Annotated in this window: 20 protein-coding genes and 1 pseudogene; 10 read left to right on the plus strand and 11 right to left on the minus strand. The window is 72.7% G+C overall.

All coding sequences use genetic code 11. From position 1 onward, the window contains the following. Window positions 1-456: 456 nt before the first annotated feature. Complete coding sequence (gene traA, locus WMF14_RS19445) at window positions 457-2,511, plus strand: outer membrane exchange protein TraA family protein (RefSeq protein ID WP_437802932.1); 2,055 nt, start codon at window positions 457-459, stop codon at window positions 2,509-2,511. Then, complete coding sequence (locus WMF14_RS19450; RefSeq protein ID WP_272098879.1) at window positions 2,508-4,400, plus strand: OmpA family protein; 1,893 nt, start codon at window positions 2,508-2,510, stop codon at window positions 4,398-4,400. Before traA ends, WMF14_RS19450 begins: the two co-directional genes overlap by 4 nt. A gap of 320 nt (window positions 4,401-4,720) precedes the next feature. On the opposite strand, the gene WMF14_RS19455 is transcribed toward WMF14_RS19450, so the two are convergent. Continuing rightward, window positions 4,721-5,371: a hypothetical protein gene (locus tag WMF14_RS19455; protein WP_437802935.1), complete on the minus strand. Its 651-nt coding sequence runs from the start codon at window positions 5,369-5,371 to the stop codon at window positions 4,721-4,723. A gap of 238 nt (window positions 5,372-5,609) precedes the next feature. On the opposite strand from WMF14_RS19455, the gene WMF14_RS19460 reads away from it, so the two are divergent. Then, window positions 5,610-6,128 carry a peptidylprolyl isomerase gene (locus tag WMF14_RS19460; RefSeq protein ID WP_437802937.1) on the plus strand — a complete coding sequence of 173 codons (519 nt, stop codon included), beginning with the start codon at window positions 5,610-5,612 and terminating at the stop codon, window positions 6,126-6,128. Window positions 6,129-6,303: 175 nt separating this feature from the next. Next, window positions 6,304-6,786 carry a hypothetical protein gene (locus WMF14_RS19465; protein WP_437802939.1) on the plus strand — a complete coding sequence of 161 codons (483 nt, stop codon included), beginning with the start codon at window positions 6,304-6,306 and terminating at the stop codon, window positions 6,784-6,786. 45 nt (window positions 6,787-6,831) lie between these two features. Here WMF14_RS19465 and WMF14_RS19470 read toward each other — a convergent pair whose 3' ends face one another. Beyond that, on the minus strand, window positions 6,832-8,637 hold the full coding sequence (locus WMF14_RS19470; protein WP_437802941.1) for an ATP-binding protein: 1,806 nt from the start codon (window positions 8,635-8,637) through the stop codon (window positions 6,832-6,834). 123 nt (window positions 8,638-8,760) lie between these two features. Here WMF14_RS19470 and WMF14_RS19475 point away from each other — a divergent pair, with 123 nt between their 5' ends. The 3 genes from WMF14_RS19475 to WMF14_RS19485 all read left to right on the plus strand — a co-directional run bounded on the left by WMF14_RS19475 (window position 8,761) and on the right by WMF14_RS19485 (window position 11,396). Beyond that, the gene (locus WMF14_RS19475) at window positions 8,761-9,378 is read left to right on the plus strand and encodes a DUF47 domain-containing protein (protein ID WP_437802943.1); all 618 of its coding nucleotides are present in this window, start codon (window positions 8,761-8,763) and stop codon (window positions 9,376-9,378) included. After that, a complete protein-coding gene (locus WMF14_RS19480; protein ID WP_437330140.1) occupies window positions 9,375-10,382 on the plus strand; it encodes an anion permease in 1,008 nt (335 codons plus the stop codon). The genes WMF14_RS19475 and WMF14_RS19480 overlap by 4 nt, the downstream gene beginning before the upstream one ends. Window positions 10,383-10,517: 135 nt before the next feature. Continuing rightward, window positions 10,518-11,396, plus strand: coding sequence for an NmrA family NAD(P)-binding protein (locus tag WMF14_RS19485; RefSeq protein ID WP_437802945.1), 879 nt, complete (start codon window positions 10,518-10,520; stop codon window positions 11,394-11,396). A gap of 81 nt (window positions 11,397-11,477) precedes the next feature. Here WMF14_RS19485 and WMF14_RS19490 read toward each other — a convergent pair whose 3' ends face one another. Together WMF14_RS19490 and WMF14_RS19495 are read right to left on the minus strand one after the other, a co-directional pair. Then, window positions 11,478-12,677, minus strand: coding sequence for a 6-phosphofructokinase (locus WMF14_RS19490; protein WP_272098891.1), 1,200 nt, complete (start codon window positions 12,675-12,677; stop codon window positions 11,478-11,480). Between the two features lie 151 nt (window positions 12,678-12,828). Then, window positions 12,829-15,570, minus strand: coding sequence for a phosphoenolpyruvate carboxylase (locus WMF14_RS19495; RefSeq protein ID WP_437802947.1), 2,742 nt, complete (start codon window positions 15,568-15,570; stop codon window positions 12,829-12,831). A 206-nt stretch (window positions 15,571-15,776) separates the two neighbouring features. Here WMF14_RS19495 and WMF14_RS19500 point away from each other — a divergent pair. Both WMF14_RS19500 and WMF14_RS19505 read left to right on the plus strand, forming a co-directional pair. Beyond that, window positions 15,777-16,658 (plus strand): annotated as a pseudogene (locus WMF14_RS19500) (serine/threonine-protein kinase); the annotation flags it as partial. 641 nt (window positions 16,659-17,299) lie between these two features. After that, window positions 17,300-18,208 (plus strand): LysR family transcriptional regulator, encoded by a 909-nt coding sequence (locus WMF14_RS19505; protein WP_437802949.1) that lies wholly within the window; start codon window positions 17,300-17,302, stop codon window positions 18,206-18,208. 37 nt (window positions 18,209-18,245) lie between these two features. On the opposite strand, the gene dut is transcribed toward WMF14_RS19505, so the two are convergent. Both dut and WMF14_RS19515 read right to left on the minus strand, forming a co-directional pair. Further along, complete coding sequence (gene dut / locus WMF14_RS19510) at window positions 18,246-18,704, minus strand: dUTP diphosphatase (protein ID WP_437802951.1); 459 nt, start codon at window positions 18,702-18,704, stop codon at window positions 18,246-18,248. 18 nt (window positions 18,705-18,722) lie between these two features. Beyond that, window positions 18,723-20,102 carry a M50 family metallopeptidase gene (locus WMF14_RS19515; RefSeq protein ID WP_437802953.1) on the minus strand — a complete coding sequence of 460 codons (1,380 nt, stop codon included), beginning with the start codon at window positions 20,100-20,102 and terminating at the stop codon, window positions 18,723-18,725. A gap of 427 nt (window positions 20,103-20,529) precedes the next feature. On the opposite strand from WMF14_RS19515, the gene WMF14_RS19520 reads away from it, so the two are divergent. Continuing rightward, entirely contained in the window at window positions 20,530-21,126 is a 597-nt protein-coding gene (locus tag WMF14_RS19520) for an SGNH/GDSL hydrolase family protein (protein WP_437802955.1), read from the plus strand. Between the two features lie 23 nt (window positions 21,127-21,149). On the opposite strand, the gene WMF14_RS19525 is transcribed toward WMF14_RS19520, so the two are convergent. The 5 genes from WMF14_RS19525 to WMF14_RS19545 form a co-directional block, all read right to left on the minus strand. Then, a complete protein-coding gene (locus WMF14_RS19525; RefSeq protein ID WP_437802957.1) occupies window positions 21,150-21,899 on the minus strand; it encodes a lysophospholipid acyltransferase family protein in 750 nt (249 codons plus the stop codon). A 177-nt stretch (window positions 21,900-22,076) separates the two neighbouring features. After that, window positions 22,077-22,508: a secondary thiamine-phosphate synthase enzyme YjbQ gene (locus tag WMF14_RS19530; protein ID WP_437802958.1), complete on the minus strand. Its 432-nt coding sequence runs from the start codon at window positions 22,506-22,508 to the stop codon at window positions 22,077-22,079. 9 nt (window positions 22,509-22,517) lie between these two features. Then, window positions 22,518-23,417, minus strand: coding sequence for an HvfC/BufC family peptide modification chaperone (locus WMF14_RS19535; RefSeq protein WP_437802960.1), 900 nt, complete (start codon window positions 23,415-23,417; stop codon window positions 22,518-22,520). Beyond that, window positions 23,401-24,258, minus strand: coding sequence for an MNIO family bufferin maturase (gene bufB / locus WMF14_RS19540; RefSeq protein ID WP_272098909.1), 858 nt, complete (start codon window positions 24,256-24,258; stop codon window positions 23,401-23,403). The genes WMF14_RS19535 and bufB overlap by 17 nt, the downstream gene beginning before the upstream one ends. Window positions 24,259-24,429: 171 nt before the next feature. After that, window positions 24,430-24,750, minus strand: coding sequence for a hypothetical protein (locus WMF14_RS19545; RefSeq protein ID WP_437802963.1), 321 nt, complete (start codon window positions 24,748-24,750; stop codon window positions 24,430-24,432). Window positions 24,751-24,996: the final 246 nt, after the last annotated feature.

The following is a 24,996-nucleotide window of genomic DNA, read 5'->3' on the forward strand; positions in this document are numbered from 1 at the left end:
GCGGCTTCGTCCAGGATCGCGAGCGGGCCGTGGCCCTGACCGGCGGATGTCCCCAACGCCGGCGCCCCTGTGCGGCTCGCCGCATTGCGCCAAGATCGTGCCGATGCCTCGTGCGCGTCATCCGGTGCGGGGGGAGCCGCGCGTCGCACGTGGAGGTCAACCTTGTGCCGTTCTCGTGATCACGCTGTTCCCCTCCGGCGCGCATGCAGCCGATCGCCCGTGCGCCCGTGCGACTGGTCAGCCGTCCCGCACACTGGGCAGCCTCGGAGCATGGGGCGATAGAGGACCGCCCCCTACATTGGAGCGTGTGCTTGTTGGCCGTCTTCCTCTTGCAGACCGCGGCGCGCAGCGGCTAGCCTGTGGAGTGTGTTTCTAACTTCGGGTGCAGACGACCCGCGAGCGACGCAGCGGACCCGCGAGCGAGCCGTGCGCATTCGAGGCATCGCTGCGGCGACTGTGGCCCTGTCTGCGGCGCTGTCGTCGCCCCTGCACGCGCAGGAGGAGCCGACGCCGCAACCGGTCACCGTTTCAGAGCCCGCCATCGAGCAGTTGCCTGAGGTCGAGGGCACCGGTCTCTGCGCCGCGTCGGTCATCCCGAAAGACAGGCCGGCGCAAGTCTTCCTGCCCGATTTCGTCGGCGGGACCAACGGGCTTATCGATGATCCCACGAAGCACAGGGACGGGGAGCCACGTCTCGACTACGTCATTCGAACCCTCCTTGATCTGAGCAACAACAACACCGCTGGTGATATCAACAACCCGCGGAGTTATGGCGATTTCAGGGGCCTGTCGCCGGATTGCGGGATCGGCGGCTGCAGCTTCCCGTGGGACGATCGTGTCAACTACACGGAGATCCCCTTTGGCTCCCGCCTTCGCGGGTTCCTGAAAGTCACGGAGGATCTTGCGGGTAAGCCGGTCCATATCGGCTTCTACACCGATGATGCCGTGAGCCTCACGTTCTACGACAGCATCACGACCGTGAAGCCGGTCATGACCCGGCCGCCGGAGCTCGGCCTGCCGACCTGGCGCCTCACGAACACCGTGACGTTCGAGAAGCCAGGCCTGTACCCAATCGAGATCCACCACGCGGAGATCGCCGAGCACGCGGCGCTCGAGATGTCCTATTTCGTCGGCGAGTTCGAGGACTTCCACCGCGCTGCGGACGAGCCGCCCGTCGTGAAGCTGAACGAGGCCGGCTTCACCGTCTTCCAGCCGACGCAGTTCTTCCAGACGCTGTTCGGCTCGCCGTCGTTCCCCGATATCGATCAGTGCCTGCAGTGCGAGCGCAGGTTCGTCGGCCACGCCGGGACCAACGGCTGTCCTGGGAGCTACTACTGCAACGAGGCCGCCCTCTGCGCCCCGTGCGACACGGCGTTCTACTGCGGCGAGGAGTGCTCGCCCTGCAAGGGTGACACGCCGTTCTGCATCAACACCAACGCGGGTCGTGAGTGCGCCCAGTGCCGCACCAGCGAGGACTGCCGCGACGGCTTCGTCTGCGACCCCGAGTCGCACGAGTGCAAGGAGGAGTACGAGTGCAACATCGACCCGGACTGCCCGCGGGGCGAGATCTGCGTCGAGCACTCCTGCGTCCCGTGCGACACGGCGGATCGGTGCGCCGGCAACTCCTGCAACTGCTGTCCGAACGGCATCAGCGGCGCCCAGATGAACTGCGCCGCGGTCGAGCCGGGCGGCGTCGCGATGTGCGTCGAGTGCCTCGTCGACGACGAGTGCCCCGACGGCAAGAAGTGCCACACCCCGACGGGCCACTGCGTCGACGAGATCCCGAGCAACGCGCAGCCGAACTGCTGCGGCGAGGGCTGCGTCGACTGCATGCACCCCGAGGACCCGAACGACCCGCAGTCGCCCCCGGTGCCGTTCTGTCTCCCCGGGCCCGTCGGGACGGCGTGCGCCGCGTGCCGCAACGACATGGATTGCGCCGACGGCCAGTACTGCCTGAGCGGCGAGTGCAAGGAGTGCGTCAAGGATCGGCGCTGCGGGCCGCGCTGCGAGAGCTGCGGCGGCGACACGCCGTTCTGCTTCGGACAGTTCTCCGAGGTCGCGGTCTGCGTGCGCTGCACGTCGGACGAGCAGTGCGCCGGCACGACGTGCAACCGCGAGACCCACGAGTGCGACCCGGGGTGCATGGCGACCTGCGCCGAGGACACCCCGCACTGCGACGGCGAGAAGTGCGTCGAGTGCTACGCCGACACGCAGTGTCCGTGCGGCAACACCTGCGACCTCGCGACGAACACCTGCGACGTCTCCTGCAAGTCGAACCTGGACTGCCTCGGCAACGAGCACTGCCGCTGGACCGACGAGGCGGACGCCAAGGAGTGCGCGCTCGGCCCGATGCCCGACAACGTCGCGTGCGGCGGCACCCTCGCCGAGATCTGCAGCGTGTCGGTCGTCGGCCAGAAGGGCGCCGATCCGCGGGCCGCCGGGCTCGTCGCCCTCGCGGCGCTGGCGCTGCTCGAGCGAAAGCGCCGCCGGCGCAGCGGAGGTGCCTCGTGAGAACGCGTCCGCTGCTCGCCCCGCTCCTCGCGCTGTCGGCGCTCCTCGCCGGGGGCCCCGCGCTCGCCGAGGAGGGGCGCTTCGATGCCCAGGTCTTCCGCCCGGCTGCGGCCCCGCGCGATCTCGTGATGGTCCAGAAGTCCGAGGTCATCGGGAACCTCTCGCCGACCGTCGGCCTCTACAGCGACATCGCGGCCGACCCGCTCGTGCTGCTCGTCGCGGGCGACGACACGAGGCAGGCCGTCGACGCCATCTCGGGGCGGCTCGAGCTCGCCTTGCTCGCGGGCATCGGCTTCTTCGACGTGTTCGACGTCACGATGACCATGCCGCTCGTCCTCTTCCAGGAGGGCGGCAACCTCCGCCGCTTCGGCACCGAGGGGTCGGTCAAGAGCTCCTCGGTCGGCGATCTCCGCCTGTCCACGAAGATCTCGCTCCCGTACCTGAACCGGAAGGAGCAGGTCAAGGAGGGGTTCGGGATGGCCATCGCGGGCAACCTCAACTTCCCCACGGGCGACCAGAACGCGTTCACCAGCGACGGCGCGCTGAGCGGCGGCGCGACGCTCATCGGCGACTACCGGTTCAACTTCGGCCTGCTCCTCGCCGCGAACGCTGGCATCTGGCTGCGGCCCGACAACCAGTTCGCGGGCGTGCGCGTCGGCGACATGGCGCAGTTCGGCGTGGCGGCCGAGCAGTACGTCGTTCAGAGCTGGGGCCTGTCGGTCATCGGCGAGGTGTACGGCTACCCCTCGCTCACGAGCTACCCCGACGACCCGGGGCAGATCCCCGCGGAGGCGCTCCTCGGGCTGCGCTGGCAGACCAAGCACGGCATCACGATCACCTTCGGCGGGAGCTTCGGCGCGGCGTGCGGCTTCGGCGCGCCCTCCATCCGCTTCTTCAACGTCATCACGTGGCAGCCGAAGACGTCCCAGGAGCAGGAGGAGATCAACCGCCTGCAGCAGCGCGACAACGACGATCCGGATCGCGACGGCCTCATCGGCGCCGCGGACCGCTGCCCCGACGTGCCCGGGAGCCCCGAGAACTTCGGCTGTCCGGACCTGGACACCGATGGCGACGGCATCTTCGATCGCGACGACAAGTGCCCCGACAAGCCCGCCGGTCCGCACGGGAAGGACGGCTGTCCGCTCGCCTTCATCCGGGGCGACGAGATCGTGATCACCGAGCAGGTCCACTTCGCGACCGACAAGGACATCATCCTCGAGGACTCGAACTCGACCCTCGAAGCGGTCGCGCAGGTGCTGATCGACAACCCCGACATCCGCGAGGTGCGGATCGAGGGCCACACCGACGTGCGCGCGACCGACCTGTACAACATGGCCCTGTCCCAGCGCCGCGTGGCGAGCGTCATGGCGTACCTGATCGCGAAGGGCGTCGATCCGTCGCGGCTCCAGGCGGTCGGCTACGGGCACACGCAGCCGATCTACGACGACACCGGCTGCCAGGGGCACGACGATCAGCTGTCGCCCGATTGCCAGTTCATGACGTCGAAGAACCGGCGCGTCGTCTTCCGCATCCTGCGCTACGGCGCCGCGGGGGCGAAGCCGCTCACCGGCGCGCCCGAGGGGGGCGAGCAGCTCCTGCCGTCCGGCGGGGTGCTGCCGCAGAAGACCCAGGGCACGCTGCCGAACCAGGGCACGCTGCCGGGGCAGGGGGTCCTCAAGTCGAACGTGCTGCCGAGCGGCGGATCCGCTCTTCCGCCTGCAGGCGGGGCGCCCGGCGGTGCGGCGCCGCTGCCGAACCGCGGCAACGCGGGCGGTCTTCCGAGCAATACGGGCGTGCTGCCGCGATCCGGTACCCCTGCGCCGGCACCAGCGCCCGCGCCGTCCTCGTCGAGCCAGCCGCCTGCTCCTGGAGGCGGCGGGAGTCGCTAGGAGGCCGTCGATCCGGGGGCCCGGCCCGAGGAGGGAGTGGCCTTCGCGCAGCGCACGCAGGGCCGAACTCGCCTGGGACAACGCTCCTCCGGCTACGCCGGAGGAGCGTTGTCATTTGGGCTCAGACATCGGCCCTGCGCGCGCTGCGCGAAGGCCACTCCCTCCTCGGGCCTACGGAGATTGATGGAAGGGGGCTCGATGGCGATCGAGCGCCGATGCGAGAAGAGCGGGCGTAGCTCGATCGCGAGCGCCTCGGGGAGGAGAGGGGAGCTGGACGTCAGGCAGGAGGCCGCGCGCGGCGCTGACGTCTTCTGGTGCGCTTACTTCTTCGGCGCGGGCTTCACGGGCGCCGATGACGTGGCGGGCTTGGCCGACGACGACGGGGCGGGCGTCGGCAGCACGGCAGAGGAGGCAGGCTTGGCCGATGACGGCGGGGTGGACGACAGGGGCTTCGCCCCCGGCTTGCCGGGCTTGGCCGAGGTCGCAGGCGCGGGCGCGTCATCGTACGGCTCGTCGGATGCAGCAGGAGGAGCAGCAGGCTGCTCTGCCGGCGGCGCCTCCGGCTCGGAAGGCGCGGCCGAGTCGGCGGGCGGCGTCGCCGGGTGCAACGTCAACGGCTTCGCCTCGCCCTCGGTGCGGCGGACCCAGATCACCGCCGTCCCGCTCGCGACGCTGGCATAGCGGCCGTCCTCGGTGCGGATCTCCTCGTTGACCGCCTCGATGACCGCGTCGCCGCCGACGCCGCACGCGGCCTTGCGGAGCGACTCGAGGCGCTCCGCCTCCGTGCGGGCCGTCGGATCGCTCGCGATCGGCTGAAGGCGATGGTATTCGCGATCGGGCAGCTGGCCCGCCGGCACGACGTGCATGTCGCTGCAGAACTCGCCGGAAGGCGTGCGTTTGTCTCGGAAAGCGGTGCTGCAACCGGCGATGAGCGCGGCACCCAGGGCCGCCGAGAGGAGGAGGCGCTGCATGCTGCCTTCTTACCAGCGATGCGACGCGCGATGCAAACCCCGTGCATCATGGACGCAGCCGACGTGCACCGGGGACGCCGGCCGACCCGGCGGCACGCCGCCTTTCGCAGGTTGCTCGGGGGTGGATCCGCGCCTGACGCCGTGCGCGTCGCCGGGCCGCCACGCCACGTCGCCACCGCCGCGATCGCCCCATCCGATGTTCCGATCTCGTGAACGCCTGGCTATGCTTCGCGGCGCGATGCGCCAGCTCGAGCGATCCGCTCCTCTCGGCTTCCTCACCTTCCTCGGCGCGGCGCTCGCCGCCGCGTGCAGCGCCCCTCAGGCGGCGCCGCACGTCGCTCCGGACAGCGCCGCCCGTGCCGAGGAGAGCGCCTCGAGCGCCGCAGCGTGCCTCGCAGCCGCCAGCGCGCCGCGGCAAGCCCGCCCCGACGAGCCGCCGCGGATCGGCGTGAAGCACATCCTCGTCCGCTATACCGGCGCCGATCACGCCGAGGGCACGACGCGCACACGCGAGGAGGCGTGCCTGCGCGCGGTGGAGGCGCGCGACAAGATCCGTGGGGGCGCCGACTTCGGCGAGGTGGTGGCGCAGTACAGCGACGAGGCCGGCGCAGGGTCGCGCGGCGGCTCGCTCGGCACCGTGGAGCGCGCCGACGTCCTGCCGCCGTTCGCCGACGCGGCGTTCGAGCTCGACATCCAGCAGCTCAGCGACGTCGTGGAGACCCGCTATGGCTTCCACGTGATCTTCAGGACGGAATAGCCCTCCTGCCGAGAGCGAGCCTCCCGCCGGAGACCTCGCTGCCTGCCCGCGCGAGGCCTCGCCTCGCGGGCCACGCTTCGTCACGGCGCCGCGGCGAGCCACGCCTCGCCACGGCGCCTCGCGGGCCGAGCGCGCAAGGGTTGCGTTCCCGGCGGAGGCGCAGCATGAAGCTCCCATGCGCGCTCACAAGCTCCTCGCCGCCTTCGCCGTGATGATCGCCTCGCCAGCGCTGCTGATCGCGGCCTGCAAGTCCAGCGACGAGCCGGAGGAGGTCACCCCGGCGCCAGGCGCCGTCACAGCGCCGACCGCGACGGCGCCGCCGCCCGCAGCGACCGGGACCGCGCCGGCCGCGACGCCGACCCCGGCCGCGCCTCCAGCGACCACGACGGCCGCCCCGACCCCGGCCGCCCCGGCGGCCCCGAAGCCTGACGCGGGCGCGCCGAAGGACGCGGGCGCGCCGACGGACGGCGGCACCGCCACCACGGCCGACGCGGGGGCGCTCTCGGCCAAGCTCGCGGCGTGCGCCGCCAAGTGCCAGTCGATCCTCCAGACCTGCCTCACGCCGAAGTTCCCCGCGGACGGCGGCCTGCCCGCGCTCGCCGATCCGGCGGCGTGCCAGAGCTCGTTCGACGCCTGTCGCACCGCCTGCGCGCCGTAGCTCCCGCCCCGCCTCGACGAGGCCGGCTCCAGCGCCGCCGCCGGCCTACTTCTTCTGGGCGGCGCCAGCTGACGCGCTCGGCAGCGTGATCCGGAAGAGCGCCCCGCCGGCCGCGCCGGTGGTCACCGTGATGTCGCCGCTCATCGCCTCGACGAGGTGCTTCGCGATGGACAGGCCGAGCCCGGTGCCGCCCGACGCGCGAGAGCGGCCCGGATCCACCCGGTAGAACCGATCGAAGACGCGGGCCTGGTGCACCGGGGGGATGCCCGGACCGTCGTCCTCGATCTCCAGGACGACGCGCCCGTTCGCGGCCCGCGCGCGCACCACCACGTGCGAGCCGTTCGGCGTGTGGTGGATCGCGTTGTCGACGAGGTTGGTCAAGATCTGGTCGAGCGCGCGTGGATCCGCCGCGACCAGCGTGCCCTGCGCCACGTCGATCGTCACGTCGGTGTCCCTCTCCATGGCGCGCCCGCGCAGGAGCGCCACCGCCGCCTCCGCCTGCACCGAGAGGTCGAGCGTGCCCGGCGAGAGCGGCCGCTCGCCGCCCTCGATGCGCGACAGGTCGAGCAGATCGTCCACCAGCCGGTGCAGCCGGGTCGCGTTCCGCTCGATCACCTCGACGAAATCGCGCGCGGCCTCCGGGTCGTCGAGCGCGCCGCCGAGCAGCGTCTCGCTGCTCGCGCGGATCGACGCGACCGGCGTGCGAAGCTCGTGCGACGCGTTGGCGATGAAGTTGCGCTGCAGGCCCTCGATGCGCCGCAGCTCCGTCACGTCGAAGAAGACGGCGACGACCCCCGCCGCCCCGCGGCTCTGCGCCGGCAGCGCGAGCGGCGCGGCGTTCACGAGCAGGATCCTGCGCCCAGGGGGCCCGGCCGCGCCTGGCGCCGCGGGCGCGATCTCGATCTCGCGCGTCGCCGCCGCGCGCGCGAGCGCGACCTCCTCGAGCAGCTCGTGCAGGCTCGACGAGCGCAGCACCTCGAGCGGCGGGCGGCCGACCGGGTCCCTGCGGATGCCGAGCAGCTGCGAGAGCGCCGGGTTGACCAGCGTGATGTCGCCCTTCTCGTCCGTGACGAGCACGCCCTCGCGCATCGACTCGAGCACCGCGCCGAAGCGCTCGCCCTCGCCCCCGAGCTCGCGCCGCGACAGCTCCAGGCTCTCGGCGAGGTCGTCGAGCGCGCCGCCGAGCGTGGCGATCTCGTCGCGCCCCTGCATGCGCGCGCGCCGGCCCAGGTCGGCCCGCATCTCCCGCGCGACGCCCGTCAGGTAGACGAGCCGCCCGGAGAGGGCGCGCGCCCCGGCGAGCGCCGCGGCGACGGCGAGCGCCAGGGCCAGGATCGTGCCCTCCACCACGCGCGTGCGGGCGGCGGACAGGCTGCGATCGATCGCGACCGGCTCGAACGCGACCCGCACCACCCACGGCCCGTCCGGGCGATCGAGCCGCTGCGCGGCGTAGAGCATCCGCATCTGCGTCGTCTTGCTCACGCGCTCGCTGCGCCCCGTGCCCAGGTGCCGCGCCTCGGCGACCTCGTCGCGCGTCGCGTGCGTCTCGAGCTGGCCGAGCCCCTCCGGCGCGACCGACGAGTCGCCCCGCACCGCGCCTCGCGGATCGATCAACGTGACGCGCGCTCCGGCGACCTTCGACAGCGCCGCCGCGAGGGCGGGCGCCTCGGCCGCGAGGTCGCCTGATCTCGCGGCGACCTCGGTGACGAGCGCCGTCCGCGTCGTCAGGTTGGCCTCCGTGTGCGCCGAGAGCTCTGCTCCGAGCGTCTTCAGGACATAGCCGTCGAACACCAACGCCGCGAGGATCGCGATCCCCACCGCGAACGCGATGAGCTTGCTTCTTATACCCATGTCACCCGCGTGCCGGACCCACGCCGCGCGCGACGTGGGCGAAGATCCTTAGGTTACCTGCTTTTGTCCGTCCCATGACGACTCGTTGACGTGATGCGGGGAGACGGGTAAACGCCCGGCCCCATGGGATTGACCCGTGACGCAGTCTTCTTCGACGCGCTGGCCAACCACGCACGGCAGAGCGTCGCAGCGAGCGAGCTCCTCCTGGAGATGCTCGACAGGCTCGACGAAGCCCCGGCCCTGGTGCAGCGGATCTCCGACCTCGAGGACGAGGCCGACAAGATCACCCACGAGTGTCTGGCCGCCCTCCACCAGACGTGGATCACGCCGCTCGATCGCGAGGAGATCCACTCGCTCATCACCCGCCTCGACGACGTGCTCGACTGCATCGAGGCGGCGAGCGTGAGGCTCGTGCTCTTCGAGATCACGAGCGCCCTGCCGGACGCGCGGCTGCTCGCGCAGGATGTCGTCGACGCGTGCACCGTCATGAGCTCCGCCATCCAGTCCCTCAGGGATCTGAAGAAACAGCCGACCCTCCTCGAGCTCTGCGTCGAGATCAACAAGATCGAGAACGCGGCGGATAGGCACTACCGCAACGGGTTGGCGGCGCTCTTCAAGAAGGGGAACGACCCGCTCCTCGTGATGAAGTGGCGCGACATCTATGACCTCTTGGAGCACGCGACCGACCGCTGCGAGGACGTCGCGAACATCATCGAGGGCATCGTGCTCGAGCACGCATGACGACCTACATCCTCGCCATCCTCATCATCGCGCTGGTGTTTGATTACATCAACGGCTTTCACGACGCCGCGAACTCGATCGCCACGGTCGTCTCGACGCGCGTCCTGTCGCCGCGCACCGCGGTGCTCTGGGCAGCCGCCTTCAACTTCATCGCGTTCGCGCTGTTCGAGCCCACGGTGGCGCGGAACATCGCGAAGGGCGTCGAGCCGGGGTTCATCACGCCGAACGTCATCCTCGGCGGCCTGCTCGGCGCGATCATCTGGAACCTGCTCACGTGGTGGTGGGGGCTGCCGTCGTCGTCGTCGCACGCGCTCATGGGCGCGTTCGCCGGGGCGGCGGTGAAGAGCGCGGGGCGGCTGTCGGTGCTCGACGCGACGGTCTTCGGCAAGACCGCGGCGTTCATCCTCGTCTCGCCCTTGCTGGGCGCTGTCATCGGGTTCTCGCTCATGCACGCCATCCGGCGGCTCGCGCGGGGCTGGACCGCCGGCAAAGTGAGCTCCCGGTTCCGGCGGCTACAGCTGCTCTCCGCCGCCGCCTACTCGCTCGGGCACGGCGGCAACGACGCCCAGAAGACGATGGGCATCATCACGGCGCTCCTCATCTCCGCGGGCCTCCAGGAGGGTGGCAAGGACCCGAAGCCGATGCTCTGGGTCGTGCTCGTCTGCCACGCGGCCATGGGCCTCGGCACGCTCTCCGGCGGCTGGCGCATCGTGAAGACCATGGGGATGAAGATCACGAAGCTGAAGCCGGTGGGCGGCTTCGCGGCCGAGACGGCCGGCGCGGCGACGCTGTTCAGCGCCACCGCGCTCGGCATCCCCGTGAGCACGACCCACACGATCACGGGCGCGATCGTCGGGGTCGGCGCCACGAGCGGGCGCCTCTCCGCGGTCCGCTGGGGCGTCGCCGGGCGCATCGTCTGGGCCTGGATCTTCACGATCCCCGCCTCGGCCGCCCTCGCCGCGGTCGCCTACACCGTCGCGAACGTCATCAGCGGCCAGCCCTGACCGCGCAGGCGAGCGCGGCGCCGCGCGGCGTGACGCCACGCAGGCGAGCCGGCGCCTCGCTCGCGCTCCAGACGACGGCGCTCGCGGCGCGCCCCGGGACTTACGAAGCGCGCCGCGGATCTCCATAGCGCGACCATGCGGGCGCTCGTGATGGGGGCGACGGGGGCGCCGGGAGGGGCGGTCGCGCGGGCGCTGCTCGCCCGCGGGCACCGCGTCCGCGCGTTCTCCGCCAGGCCTGGCGATCCGACAGCGGCGCGGCTCATCGAGCTCGGCGTCGAGATCGTTCAGGGCAGCGCAGACGAGCCCCGCTCGATCGCGCGCGCGGCGGCCGGCGTCGACGCGGTCTTCGCCATGGGCTCGCCGCTCGAGGGCGGGCTCGCGGCCGCCGAGGCGGAGCTGCGGCTCGGCCTCGCCGCCGCCGAGGCCGCGAGGGCGGCGGGCGGCGCGCACCTCGTCTACACGTCGGTCGCGAGCGCCGACCGGGGCACGGGCGTCCCCCACTTCGAGGGCAAGGCGACCGTCGAGCGGTACATCACCGCGCTCGGCGTGCCCTGCACGATCCTCGCCCCGGTCTGCCTGATGGAGAGCCTGCTCACGCCCGCCGCGCTCCTCGGCCTCCGGCGCGGCGTGTACGCGGCCCCGCTCCCGGCGGGCTGCCCGCTGCAGCAGATCGCGGCGGACGATGTATGGCGGTTCGCGGCGCTCGTGATCGAGCGCCGGGGCGATTTCCTCGGGCGCCGCATCGAGCTCGCGTCCGACGAGCTCACCGGCGCCGAGGCCGTCTCGGCGCTGTCCCGCGTGGCCGGCCGCGAGATCCGCTACGCCGAGGTGCCGCTCGCCGAGGTGCGCGCGCGCAGCGAGGACCTCACGGCCATGTTCCGCTGGCTCACGCGCGTCGGCCACGGCGTGGACCTCGGGGCGCTCCACGCCGCCTACCCGGAGGTCGGGTGGCGGCGGTTCGAGGACTGGGCGCGCGAGCACCTCGCCGGCGCGCTGACCCGAGCGGTCGCGTGAAGCTGCGAGGGCGTCGCGTCGGTCCGGCGCGTGGTCCACCCGGCCCGCGCGGGGCTCACCCGGCCCGCGCGGGCGCGGAGCTCATCCGACGTGCGACGGAGCGCGGCTCGGTCGGGCCGCCCCGAGGCTGATGAAGTGGTCGAGGATCCAGGTCTTGAAGCGGTTCAGGTCGAGCCGGTCGAGCAGCGGCAGGAACGCCCGCTCCACCCCGTCCTCGCGACGTATGGAGGCGAAGTCGAGCACGCCGACGTCGTTCGCGGCGAGCACGTACGGCATCACCTCGGTGCGCCCCTCGTCGAAGGCCGCGAGCAGCAGCGACCCCTTGAGGAAGGCGGCCGAGACGTCGAGGAAGGCGGGGCGGATGCCGCGGATGTACCGGCTGAACGGCTCCGCGATCACGCGCTTGTCCGGCGAGTCGCGGAGGCCCGCGCCCTCGAGCTGCATCTTCAGGTAGTCGCTCGCCGACACGCCGGGGTGCTCCTTGCGGCGGCGCTCGGCCTCGTAGCCCTCGGCGACGATCACGAGCGCGTAGTCGGCGCGCTTGAGGCCGTCGGCGAGCTCGCTCAGCACGTCCTGGGGGAAGCGGAAGAAGGGGAGCACGATGAGGTGCGCCCGGGCAGCCACCGCGCAGTGCAGCGCGTGCCGCCCGCTGCGGTTGCCCATCATCTCGAGGATGTAGATGCGCTTGTGCGTGTAGGCGTCCTCGTAGAGCCCGCGCGCGATGGTCGCGCCCGTCTCCACGCCGGACAGGAAGCCGATCGCGCGATCGCCCTCCAGATCGTTGTCGATGGAGACGTTCACGAAGCCGGCCTGCGGGCGCACCTCGAACTCGTCGAGCCACGCCTTGATGCCCTCGAACGTGCCGTTGCCGCCGACGCAGATGAGGTGCGTGAACCCCTGCGCCTTGAAGGTCGCGGCGGCCTGCTTGCGCTTCTCGCGATCGAGGAAGCCGGAGTAGCGCTCGCTGCGGAAATCGCTGCCCGCGTCGAGCACGCGCCGCCCCATCGAGCGCGCGGGGATGCCCTGCGCGAGCAGGTCGTAGCGCTGGCGGCGGCTCATGATGAGGCGCTCGAACTGGGGCTGGGCGCGCGCGTCCGCGGTCAGAGAGCGGAAGCCCTCGGTCGCGGCCCACACCTCGTAGCCTCGCCGCGCCGCCTCTTCCGTCAGCGCGACGGCGACCGAGGAGTAGCCAGGGGCGTTGCCGCCGTCGAAGACGAGCAGCAGGCGCTTGTCCGATGCCGGGAGGGTGTCGGGACGTCCGAACTCGACGATGCTGGTCATGGCGCCGGCCTTCTACCACGCGACGACGAGGTTGGCTGAGCGATTGTCACGCGATCGAACTCGTTGTTTGACGACGCCGGGCGTTGAACGACAGCGCCGCGCGGCGTCGAGCGAGCGCGCCGCGCCGCGTGGCGCTCCGCGCGTGCGCAGTTCACCCCGTGTTGCGCATGCCGGCGGCGATGCCGTTCAGCGTGAGCAGGAGCGAGCGATCGCGCCCCGAGTCCCCGCCGCGGCTCGCCCGCAGGAGCTCGACTTGCAGGAATGAAAGGGGATCGACGTAAGGATTGCGCAGCGAGATGGAGCGCTGGAGCGTCGGGTTGCCCTCGAGCAGCCGCCGGTTGCCCGTGAGCCGCTTGAGCCACGACCGCGTCCGCTTGTACTCCGCGATGATCCGCGGCGCGACCGCCTTGCGCGCGGCGGCCGGCGCGAGCTCCGCGTAGCCCGCGAAGATCGTCATGTCGGCCTTCGCGAGCACCATCTCGACGTTGTCGATGACCGCCCGGAAGAACGGCCACGACGCCATCATCTCCTTCAGCAGCTCCGCGCCCTCGGGGCGCTGCCCCATCGCCTCCAGGCCGCTGCCGACGCCGTACCACCCCGGGAGGATGGCCCGGTTCTGCGTCCACGCGAAGACCCACGGGATCGCGCGCAGCGACTCCAGGCCGCCCGCGCGCCGCTTGCTCGGGCGCGAGCCGAGCGGCAGGCGCGCGATCTCGTCGATCGGGGTCACGGCCGTGAAGAACTCCACGAACTTGGGCTCCTCCCAGACGAGCCCGCGGTAGGCGCGCCGGCCCGTCTCGGCGAGCTCGTCGAACGCCGCGGCGTAGCGCAGCTCGGACGCCGTGGGCGGCCGCGGCTGCGCGCCCAGCGTGTGCAGGAGGACGCCGCTCAGCATGATCTCCAGCGTGCGCATCGCGAGCTCGGGGCGGGCGTACTTGTGGTCGAGCGCCTCTCCCTGCTCGGTCGCCTTGTAGCGGCCGCCGACGCTGCCGGCCGGCAGGGCGAGCAGCGCCTGGTGCGCCGGTCCGCCGCCGCGCGCCACCGACTCGCCTCGGCCGTGGAAGACGCGGAGCGGCAGCTCCGCCTCCGCGGCGATCTTCGGCAGCGTCTCCTGCACGCGCCGCAGCGCCGCGCTCGCCGCGAGCAGGCCGACCTCCTTGCCCGAGTCGCTGTAGCCGATCATCACCTCCTGCACGCCGCGCGCGAGGACGTGCGGCCGGTACTCCGGGTGCGCGAGCAGCGCCCGCAGGATCCTCGCGCTGTCGTTCAGCGCGGCGAGCGACTCGAACAGCGGGACGACGTCGATCCGCGCGCACGAGCGCGCCTCGTCCCACAGCCCGGCGGCCTTCGCGGACGCGAGGGCGGCGAGGACGTCGTCCTCGCTGTGGGTCATCGACAGCACGAGCGTGCGGCAGGACGACTCGCCGCCGTCGCGCTGCGCCGCGGCGATGCGCTGCAGCGCCTCGAACACGCGGCGCGCCTCGGGCGTCATCTGCGCCGGCTCGACGCGGCCCTCCGCGACGCTGGCCGCCGCGGCGCGCGCGTCCTCGGCCGGCGCCCGCATCTCGAGCTCCGCGAGCGCGAACCCGAGCGCGTGCACCTGCGTGAGCAGCGCCCGCGCGCGCCGCTCGCCCGAGCTCGCGCAGCGCGCGGCGCGCAGGCTGTCGGCGACGACCGTGAGGTCGCGCTCGAGCTCCGCGGGCTCGCGGTAGGGGGCCCCGACCGTCGGCTCCTCGGGCCGCACGAACGCGCGCCCCTCGCGCGCGGGGCCCTGCCCGGAGCGCGCGCGCGCCTCGGCGCGGCCGTGCTCCGCGTGCTCGAGCGTGGCGGTGAGGCGCGCCTCGATGAAGTGCAGCTTGCGGCGCCACGGCTCGCCCTCGGTGCGCGGGCCGAAGTGCGCGGCCACCTCGGGCATCGCGGCGGCGTCCTCCTCGATCGAGGCGAGCAGCCAGGGCGGCGGCGTCACGTGCCGGACCGACTGCGACAGCGCGCCGCCGAGGTCGCGCACCGCCCGGATGAGCCGGCGCAGCCCGCGGATGCGGTAGGCGAACAGCGCGTCCTCGAGCACGGCGGGCACGACGAGCGGGTTGCCGTCCATGTCGGCGCCGACCCACGAGTGGATCCGGAGCGGCGCGATCTCCGCGTCGAGCGGCTCGCCGTAGGCGGCCTCGAACGCGCGCCCGATCACGGTGGGCAGATCGGGGATCAGATCCCAGAGGATCTCCTCGATGTACCAGGCGACGTTCTTCACCTCGTCGCCGACGGTGGGGCGATCGCGGCGCACCTCGTCGGTCTGCCAGAGCGCCGTGATCTCCTCGCGGATCTCGGCGAGCTTGCGCGCCGACTCGTCGGGCGTCAGCTGGCAGCGGTCGCGCTCCTCGAGGTTCTTCGCGATGCGGTAGAGCTTCTCGAGCACCGTGCGCCGCGCTGCCTCGGTCGGGTGCGCGGTGAGCGTGAGCGTCACGTCGAGCGTCCTGAGCGCGGCGCGAACGCGCTCGGCGGGCACGCCGGCCTTCTTGAGCGTGTGCATCGCGGCCTCGATCGAGCCGCGCTGCGGCCGCGCGCCGGGATCCGTCGCGTACGCGCGCGCGCGGCGGATCCGGTGGTGCTGCTCCGCGAGGTTCACGAGCCGGAAGTAGACGGTGAACGCGCGGATGACGGGCTCGAGGCGATCGTGGGGCAGCTCTGCGAGCAGCTTGCTGAGCTCCGCGGCCGCGTGCGCGCGGCCGTCGCTGGGGCCGCGGCGCCGACGGATGGCCAGCGTGCGAATGCGCTCTTCGATGGCGAAGAGCTCTTCTCCCTCCTGCTCGATCAACACTTCCCCGAGCAGGCGTCCAAGCAGGCGAACTTCTTTGCGAAGAGGTCGATCGACCTCACGACGGCGGGGCGGCATGGCGGCCAGCCTAGCGCGATGCGGCGTAAAACGGACCACCGAGTGTGGTCTGGGCGGATGGTCCGTGGCCTCGAGGGGGCGGGCCCCCCGGGGCGGGGGGCGCTCCTCGGGACCCGCCGGGTGGGCTGGGGTGCGAGCACGGTCCGTGCATCATCCGTTCATCCGCGCCCTTTCGAAGCCTCGTCGAGCTCGTGTACCCTCAGCGGATGGCCGATGATGTGTTCGGGATCGTCGGCACGACCCAGGGGGCGTTCAAGGTAGAGCGGGTCGTCGCCGAAGGTGGGTTCGGCGTCGTCTATCGGGCGTACCACGAGGCTTTTCGAGCGCCGGTCGCGCTGAAATGCCTCAAGGTCCCGGCGACGCTGCCCGAGCAGCTGCGCGTGCAGTTTCTTGAAAAATTTCGTGAGGAAGCGGAACTGCTGTTCCGCCTGTCGGCCGCGATCCCTGCCGTCGTCAGGCCGCTGCACCACGACGTGATCTCGGCCGCGACCGGCGCCTTCGTGCCGTTCATCGCGCTGGAGTGGCTCGAGGGCCGCACGCTCGCGAGCCACATCGCCTCCCGCGCGGCGATCGGAGCGCCGCAGCTCTCGCCGGCGGAGGTGATCCGGCTGCTCGCGCCCGTCGCGCGGGCGCTCGAGGCGGCGCACCACTTCCCCGGGCCGAGCGGCCCCACGTGCGTCGTGCACCGCGATCTCAAGCCGGCGAACATCTTCCTCGCCCAGATCCACGGCGCGGAGGTCGTCAAGATCCTCGACTTCGGGATCGCCCGCGCCCGCGACGCCGCGACGGTCATGGCCGGCCAGACCGCCACCACGTCGGGCGGCCTCTCGACGGCGTTCACGCCGGCCTACGGGGCGCCCGAGCAGTGGGCGCCGAAGCGCTTCGGCAAGACGGGCCCCTGGACCGACGTCTGGGGGCTCGCCGTGACGGTCGTCGAGGCGCTCGCCGGCCGCGAGATCATCGGCGGGGATCACGTGGCGATGATGGGCACGGTGCTCGACGAGAAGCGCCGCCCCACGCCGAGGAGCGAGGGCATCTTCGTGCCCGACGCGCTGGAGGCCGCCTTCCGGCGGGCGCTGGCGGTGGACCCGCGCGAGCGCTTCCGGGACATCGGGGCGTTCTGGGACGACGTCGAGCAGGCGCTCGGGCTGCCGCGGAGCGCTCCGCCGATCGCGGTGCCCAGCCGGAGCCACGCGCCGCCCGCCGCCCGCGCCCGCTCCTCGGTGCTGCCCGCGTCGCCCTCGTCGCCGGGGTCGACGCGGTCGCAGGATCTCCTCCAGAGCACCGGCCTCGCGGCGCCGGCGGCGTTCACGGAGGCGGCCCGGGAGCTCCACCTGCCGGAGCGCGGCGGCGGCCGCTTGCCGCCGCACAGCCTCCCCACCGAGCCGGTGGTGCCGCTCGCGCTCGACTGGTCTCCTCCCGCGCCCTCGCCCTTCGCGAGGCCGTCCTACTCGCCGTCGAGGATGCCGCCCCCGATGATGGAGCGCGCGCCCGCCCGGCCCAGCCCGAGCACCGCGGAGCTCATGGCGATGTTCGCGTTGCCGGTGCGGCTCGCCGGCGCGGGCGTCGTCATCACCCTCCTCGACCTCGCGGCCGCGTCGCTGCTCTTCGACGGCCAGCGCATCGGCGTGGGCCCGATCGGGCTCTTCCACGTCGCGGTGGGCCTCGTGGTCCTGGGCATCGGGGTCGCGGTGTTCCGGCTGTTCTCGTCGGACCGCTAGCGCAGCCCATGCCCGCGAAGCCGCAGGACCTGGGCGACACGCGGTGGGACGACGTCCGCGTCTTCCTCGCCGTCCACCGGCACGGGAGCCTGGGCCAGGCGGGCGCGCGCCTCGGCCTCGACACGTCCACCGTCAGCCGCCGCTTGACGGCGCTCGAGGCGTCGCTCGGCGCGCGCCTCTTCGACCGCACCCGCGACGGCCTCGTCCCCACGCGCGTCGCCGAGCTCGTCCTGCCCGCCGCCGAGGCGATGGAGGCCGCGCACCGGCGCCTCGCGCGCGACGCCTCGGGCGCCGAGGCCGACGCCGAGGGCGTCGTCCGCCTCAGCGTCGCGCCGGGCTTCGCCGACTCGTTCGTGACCCGGAGGCTCCCGCGCCTCCGCGCCCGCCACCCCAGGATCCGCATCGAGCTCGACGCGTCCGTCCGGGTGCTCGATCTCACCCGGCACGAGGCGGACCTCGCCCTCCGCTCGATCCGGCCGGAGGGCGCCGACCTCGTCGTGACGAAGCTCGCGTCGGCCCGCTGGATCGCCGCCGCCTCGGAGCAGCTCGTGAAGGACGCCGGGCCCGTGGCGGCGTGGGACGCCGTGCCGTGGATCGCCTGGGATCGCGACCTCACCAGCTTCCCGGCGGCGCGCTGGCTCGCGCGCCACGCCCCCGGGGCGGAGATCGCCCTGCGCACGAGCTTCTTCGTCTCGCAGCTCACCGCGGCGGAGATCGGGCTCGGCGCCCTGCTGGTCCCCGAGCCGTACCTGCATGTGCACGCCCTCGCGCCGCTCCGATTCGCGAGCGCGCTCGAGGCGAGCGCGGCGGAGTGGCCCACGGACGATCTCTGGCTCGTCGGCCACCGCGCCCTGCGCGACGTCCCCCGCGTCGCCGCTGTGTGGAGCTTCCTGATCGACGAGCTCAGGTCGCCGTGAGCTCTGTCGCCCCTCGCGCCCCTCGCGAGCGGCGGAGCTAGGGCTCCTCGCGCCGCACGCCCGTCGAACCGTAGCCGCCCGCGCCGCGCGCCGTCGACGCGAGCGCGGGGACCAGGACCACGTCGGCGAGGGCGACCGGGCAGATCACGAGCTGGGCGATCCGATCGCCCCGGTGCACCGTGAACGGCGCTGCGCCCAGGTTGATCAGGACGACCTTGATCTCCCCGCGGTAGTCCGGATCGATCGTCCCGGGGCTGTTCAGCACGGTGACGCCGTGGTGCAGCGCGAGCCCCGAGCGCGGCCGCACCTGCCCCTCGTGGCCGTCGGGGAGGGCGACCGCGTAGCCCGTGGGCACGAGCTTCCGCTCCCCGGGCGCGAGCGTCACCGGCGCCTCGATGGCCGCGCAGAGATCGAGCCCGACGGCTCCCTCGGACTGGTAGGCGGGGGGAGGGACCTCGATCGGCCCCACGCGAAGGAAAGGCACCTGGATGCGCACGCGGCGGAGCCTAGCCGGTCACGGGCGCGGCAGCACCGCCTCGAGCGCCGAGCCCCGGAGCGCCTCGAGCGCCGAGTCCGACCACGCCCGCGCCCGATCCGAGAACCCGGCCTCCACGGCGCGCCGGAGCAGCTCGATCGCCCCCTCGAGGTTCCCGTCCTTGGCGCTCGCGCGCGCCGCGCCGTACGCGTCCTCGCCGAGGCCCACACGGCGGAAGATCGCCTCGTAGAGCCGCGCCGACCAGTCGAACGCGCCGCGCTCGAACGCGATCTCCGCCATCCGCCGCGCGTCGTCCTCCGAGAGCTGCTCCACGATGTCCAGCGCCACGGCCGCGGCCCGCGCCACCTCGCCCTGGTCCACGAGCACCCGGATCAGCGGGCCCGCGACCTCCTTCCGGTCGTCGCCGGCCTCCCGGGCCGCCTCGAGCGCCTTCCGCGCCTGCTTCAGGTCCCCGAGCGCGAGGTGCACCGCGCCGACCAGCGCCGGGTCCGGCTCGCCGTGCTTGCGCGCCTGCGCGACCGCTTCCCCCGCGCGCTTCGCGTCGCCGAGGAGCAGGTGCGACCAGCCGACGAGCTCGTGCGCCTCCCGGAGCGCGCGCTTCGGCGGCGCCGGCGACTGCGCGAGCACCTCGGCGGCGAGCGCCATCGCCTCGCCCGTCCGCTCGTCCTCCACGGCCCGGCGCGCCCGCTCGAGCAGCATGGCCGTCTCGGGCGGCATCGGCTCCTCCTGGAGCTCCGCGCGCCGGCGGTTCATGGCGGGCGACGACGCCGCCGGCTCGCTGCGGAACCTCTGAAGGCTCTGGAACGCGGACATGACGAGGATGAAGGAGAAGAAGAAGAACCCCGCCCTCAGGAAGAGGATGGCGAGGAGCACGGCGGCGACGCCCGAGATGGCCGCCGTCAGCCGGGCCCGCTTCGGGCCGAGCGCGTGCTCGAGGACGTGGCCGCCGTCGAACGGGAGCACGGGGATCAGGTTGAGGAGGCCCCACCACACGTTGACCGTGATGAGCATTTCCATCCCGCTCAGCAGCATGGCCGGGAGGGCGTAGAGCGCCGGGGTGTAGCTGAGCACGAGGTGCAGGAGCCCGGCGACGAGGAAGCCGGCGAAGGGGCCTGCCAGGCTGATCAGCACGTGCTGGAGCCGCCCGACGGGCAGGAGCGAGCGCCAGGTCGTGGTCCCGCCCATGAAATGCAGCGTGATCTCCGGCTCGATCCGGTGCCGCTTGATGGCGAGCGCGTGCCCGAACTCGTGCATCAGGACCGACAGGAAGACGACCAGGATCCAGACGAGGAACGTCTGGTACTGCTGCCTGGCCAGGATTCCGTACCCGAGCAGGGCGGCGGAGAGCCAGAACCCGAGCTGGACGTCGACCGAGACTCCAAACAGACGGAAGCTCATGCGCATGTAATAAGCCGTGCGGGCCGTTCGCTCAATGATTGCCGTGCGGACGCGGCCGGCCGTAGAGTGCGCCGCGATCTTCCGCGCAGCCGCGCGCGCGTGCCCATCGGGGCGCGCCGTGCCCCTCTCTGGCCGCGCGGAAGCGGCGTCGGGAGCGAGCATGGGCAGGGAGATCCGGGTCAGTAGTTGGGCGCTCGCCGGGGTTGCCGCGGCGGGCATCGCGTGCGGGGCCGCACCGGCGCCCGCGCCGTCCCCCGGGGCCGCGGCGGCGCCCGCGCCGCCGTCCGAGGCTTCCGCGCCGGCCGCCGCCCGCCCGCCCGCGGCCTCCGCGCCGGTCGAGGCCGCTGCCGCGCCAACGGCCGCACTGCCGCCCGAGTTCGAGGTCCCGCCCAACACGGCGGTCCTCCACGTCGGCGACTCGTTCGCGGTGGCGGGCTTCGCGCAGGCGCTCCGCCCGCGGATGCAGGAGCACCACGTGCGCTACGCGGTGAAGGCGGAGACGAGCTCGTACACGGTGACGTGGGCCTCGAGGATGGAGCTCCTTGTCGCGAACTACCAGCCGGACCTCGTGATCATCAGCCTCGGCGCCAACGAGGTGGAGAACGTCAACCCGCCGGCCCACGCCGGCGCGATCCGCCGCATCGTCAAGGCGATCGGCGGCCGCCCTTGCGTGTGGGTCTCGCCGCCGCTCTGGCGCAAGGACACCGGCATCATCGACGTGATCCGGACGAACTCGGCCCCGTGCCGCTTCTTCGACTCCGACGCGCTCGTGCCGGGCCCCCTCCCGCGCCAGAAGGACAAGATCCACCCGAACGAGGTGGGCGGCGCGCGCTGGGCCGAGGCCTTCTGGGGCTGGCTCACGGCGGAGCACCTTCCGGCCGGCGGGGAAGAAGGCGCAGCGGCGCCGCAGCGCAGCCCCTGGGCGCTCCGGCCGTCTCCGCCGGAGGAGCACCGCTCCCGCGCGGACGCCCCGGAGAGCGCGGCCCATCGGGGCGAGCAGGTGTCGGAGCGGCGGGCGGAGTGACTCCGAGCTGACCGGCCGGCGCCCTACGCCGGCGACGTCGCGACGCCCGCGCCGCGGTGGATCAGCCCGGGATCGTGGCCGAGCGCCCCTGCGATCGCCGCCCTCACGTCCCGCATCAACCGGTTGCGGCCCCCGGCGCCGTAGGGCGCCGGATCGATCGGCGGCATGATCGTGACAACCACCCGGTGGTGCTCCTGCACCACGAAATCCTTCGCCCGGAGCACGTGCCGCGTGCCGTCGATCGCCACCGGGAGGATGGGCGTGTTGGTCTCGATCGCCATCCGGAAGCCGCCGCTCTTGAACGGGAGGAGCGCGCCGGTCTTGCTCCGCGTCCCCTCCGGCGCGATCCAGACCCGGGTCCCGTCCTGCAGCATCGACGCGCCGACCTGCAGGCTCGCGCTGGCCTGGACGTGATCGCCCCGGTTGATCCGGATGAACCCGGCCGCCTTCATCGCCTGGCCGAAGATCGGCACGTTGAACAGCTCCTTCTTGGCGATCATCCGGAGCCGCCCGGGGATCGCGCGGAACACCACCGGGATGTCGAAGAGGCTCTGGTGGTTCGACATCACAACGAACGGCCGCGCGCCCGAGGCGTTCTCGCGCCCGCGCACCACCAGATCCACGTCCGCGTCCTCGAGCACCTTGCGCGCCCACCAGTCCAGCCGCTCATCGCAGCGCTCGAGGGTCACACGCCCGATCATCGCGTCCACCACGGTCGGAAAGCAGATCCGGGCAGTGTCGAAGATTCCCATGAACGTCGTCTGAAGGCTCATCGCTCTCTTCCCGCTGATTCCGCTGAAAGGTGAGGGGATCGCGTGGCGCGCCGACGACCGAGCAGGCCCTGCCTTACGCGGCGGGCAAGCAGCCCCCGAGGGGCGCCGAGCTCATCCAGTGCTCATGCAGCGCTCATCCAGCACTCGTCCGTATGCGAACGCCGCAAAGTATACCACTCAACCCCCGGCTGTGGTGCCGGTCACGGTCACTACCACGCGGCGCCCGTGGGGAGAACTACGGTGCTCCCAGACATACAGGGCTTGCCAGGTCCCGAGGGCGAGGCGGCCGCCGGAGATCGGGATCACCTCGCTCGAGCGGGTGATGGCGCTCCTCAGGTGGCCCGGCATGTCGTCGGGGCCCTCGTCGTCGTGCTCGTAGTCGCGGCTTTCCGGGGCCAGGCGCGACATCCAGCGCTCCAGGTCGCGAAGGACGGCCGGATCCGCGTTTTCCTGGATGATGAGGCTCGCCGACGTGTGCTGCAGGAACACGGCGCAGAGCCCGACGTCGACGCCCGCGCCGGCGACGACGCGCGCGACCTCGCGCGTGATATCGACGAAACCCCGGCCGTTCGTGCGGATCTCGAGCGTGCGCTGGACGATGGTGGTCACCGCGCCATCTTAGCCGCCTTCAGCGCGCGCGCCCGGCACGACGTCGACGATGAGCCCCCAGCTCGTCCAGCGCTGGAACCAGGCGCCCACGCGCTCGGCCAGCGCCGCGCCCGCCCCCTCTCCGGCGCCCTCTTCCTCGGTGCCGGCCGGCTCCCGAGCTCTGCTCGCCACCTCCTCACACGCCGGGACGAGCGGCACGCCCCGCCCGAGCGCCTCGAGGAGCGCGAACGCCTGAGGATCGAGCTCCTCGAAGCGGATCGTGAGGTCGGCGCCGCGGAACACGGCGAGGTGGACCGGGCGGGGCGCGGGCAGCGCGGGCGACAGGCCCTGCTTGAGCTCGCTCCGGAGGACGTGCGCCGGATGGCCGAGCCGCACCAGCGCGAGCAGCGGGTGCAGGACGATCCTCGCGGTGGACCAGCCGTCCGCCGGCATGCCCGTCACCTTCGCCGGATCGAGCGGAGGGGGCGAGGCGCCGTCGAACAGATCGACGAGGGCGTGCTCGTACCGCGCCACGTCGCGCGCGAGATCCCGCAGGGCAGGGGGGAACCCCTCGTGGGCGCCCGCGAAACCGGCGACGTCTCGCCCGAGGTCGCGCAGCGTGAAGCTCGCGGGCGGGTGCGCCGCGAGGTAGGCCCGCGCGAACGCGTCGAAGCCGTCGTCGCCGAGGACGTGCGCCAGCGCGGGGTAGTCCTCGCGGAGCGCGTCCCTGTGCCGCAGCCAGAACTGCCGCCGGTAGATGTCGGCCTGCTCGGCGGGCGCGAGCCGCTCGCTCCCGGCGACGTGCTCGCGGCACAGGCCGGCGAGCACGGCGTCGTCCGCGAGCGGCGCGCCGGCCGTGAACATGCGGGTGAGCTGCCGCGTCAGGGCGGAGAGGCCGGCCGGGGGCGCGGGGTCAGGCGGCGCGCGCACGCGCCACCTCCTCGCGGATCGCCCGCGCCTTCTCCGCCTCGGCGGCGAGGACCTCGAACGAGGGGATGTCGTCGTCCCACTCGATCAGCGTCGAGACGTCGCCGGCGCGGGCGACCGCGCGCCGGTAGAGCGCCCACACGGCGTCGACCACGTGATCGCTGTGGGTGTCGAGGATGTACGCGCCCTGGTGCGTGTGGCCGGCGAGGTGGAACTGCACGATCCGGTGGTGCGGCACGCCGTCGATGTAGGCCTCCGGATCGAAGCCGTGGTTGTACGAGGAGACGTACACGTTGTTGACGTCGAGCAGGATGCCGCAGTCGGCCTCCTCCGCGACCGCCGAGAGGAACTCCCACTCGCTCATCCGGCTCGCCGTGAAGGTCAGGTAGCTCGACACGTTCTCGAGCGCGAGCCGGACCTCGAGGAAGTCCTGCACCACCCGCGCCCGCGCCGCGACGTGCCGCACGGCCTCGTCGGTGTACGGCAACGGGAGCAGATCGTGCAGGTTGATCCCGTGCGCGCCCGTCCAGCACAGGTGATCGCTCACCCAGGGCGAGCCCACCCTGGCCAGCAGCGCCTTCAGCCGGCGCAGGTAGTCGAAATCGAGCGGATCCGTGCTGCCGATCGACAGCGAGACGCCGTGCTGGACGAGGCGGTAGCTCGAGAGGAAGCGCTCGAGGTTGGCGATCGGCATGCCGCCGTCCACCATGAAGTTCTCGCTGATGATCTCGAACCAGTCGACCCGGGGCTGGTGCTCGAAGATGTGGCGGTAGTGCGGGATGCGCAGCCCGACGCCGACGCCGAGGTCGGGGAGTCCCAGCCGCATCCGTTCGAGGTTCACCATGGTTCACCGCGAGCCTGGATCAGGGGTGGAGGGATGCGCCGCGGCGCCTCACGGCCCAGCGGATCCGCGCAGCTCGGCCCAAGGGCCCTGGCGGATCCGTGCAGATCGGCCCGACGGGTCCGGCGGATCCGCGTGGATCCGCCGGATTCCGCCGGGCCGGGCGCGCCGAACTTACGACGAGCAGTCGGCCGGCTTGCAGCCGCCCTTGCCCTTGCACTCGTTCTTGCCCGAGCACTCGTGGCCGGCGCCCTTGCAGCCGCCCTTGCCCTTGCACTCGTTCTTGCCGGCACAGCACTCCTTCGCGGCGGCCGCAGGCGCCTCGGTCGCCGCCGGCTCGGCCGCGGGGGCGGCGCCGCTCGTCTCAGGCGCGGGCGGAGGCGACGAGGCGCAGCCCGCGAGGCCCGCCACCATGCCCGACACCGCCGTCAACGCCAACGTCTTGCCCATGTCGATCGTCATCTGATCCTCCACGCTCGTCTTCGTCGCGATCACCGAGCCCACCGCGCGCCCCGCCAGAATGGCGCGCCCGCACGCTGGAGCCCGTCGGGTCTCGCCGGCCTCTCGACCGCGCTGAGCCCATCGGCTACGCGTCACTACGCCCGACCGGTTCCACGGTTTCACTCCGGACGCGTTGATTCTTCATTCAACTCCCCGTAAGTGAGCGGGGTTGACCTCCACGCCCACGCGAGCCCCCCCTGCGTGCACGGCGTCCGGCGGCGTAGCCTCGGTGGCTGGGGC

It is taken from the genome of Sorangium sp. So ce693, assembly GCF_051521375.1.
Taxonomy (GTDB): domain Bacteria; phylum Myxococcota_A; class Polyangia; order Polyangiales; family Polyangiaceae; genus Sorangium; species Sorangium atrum.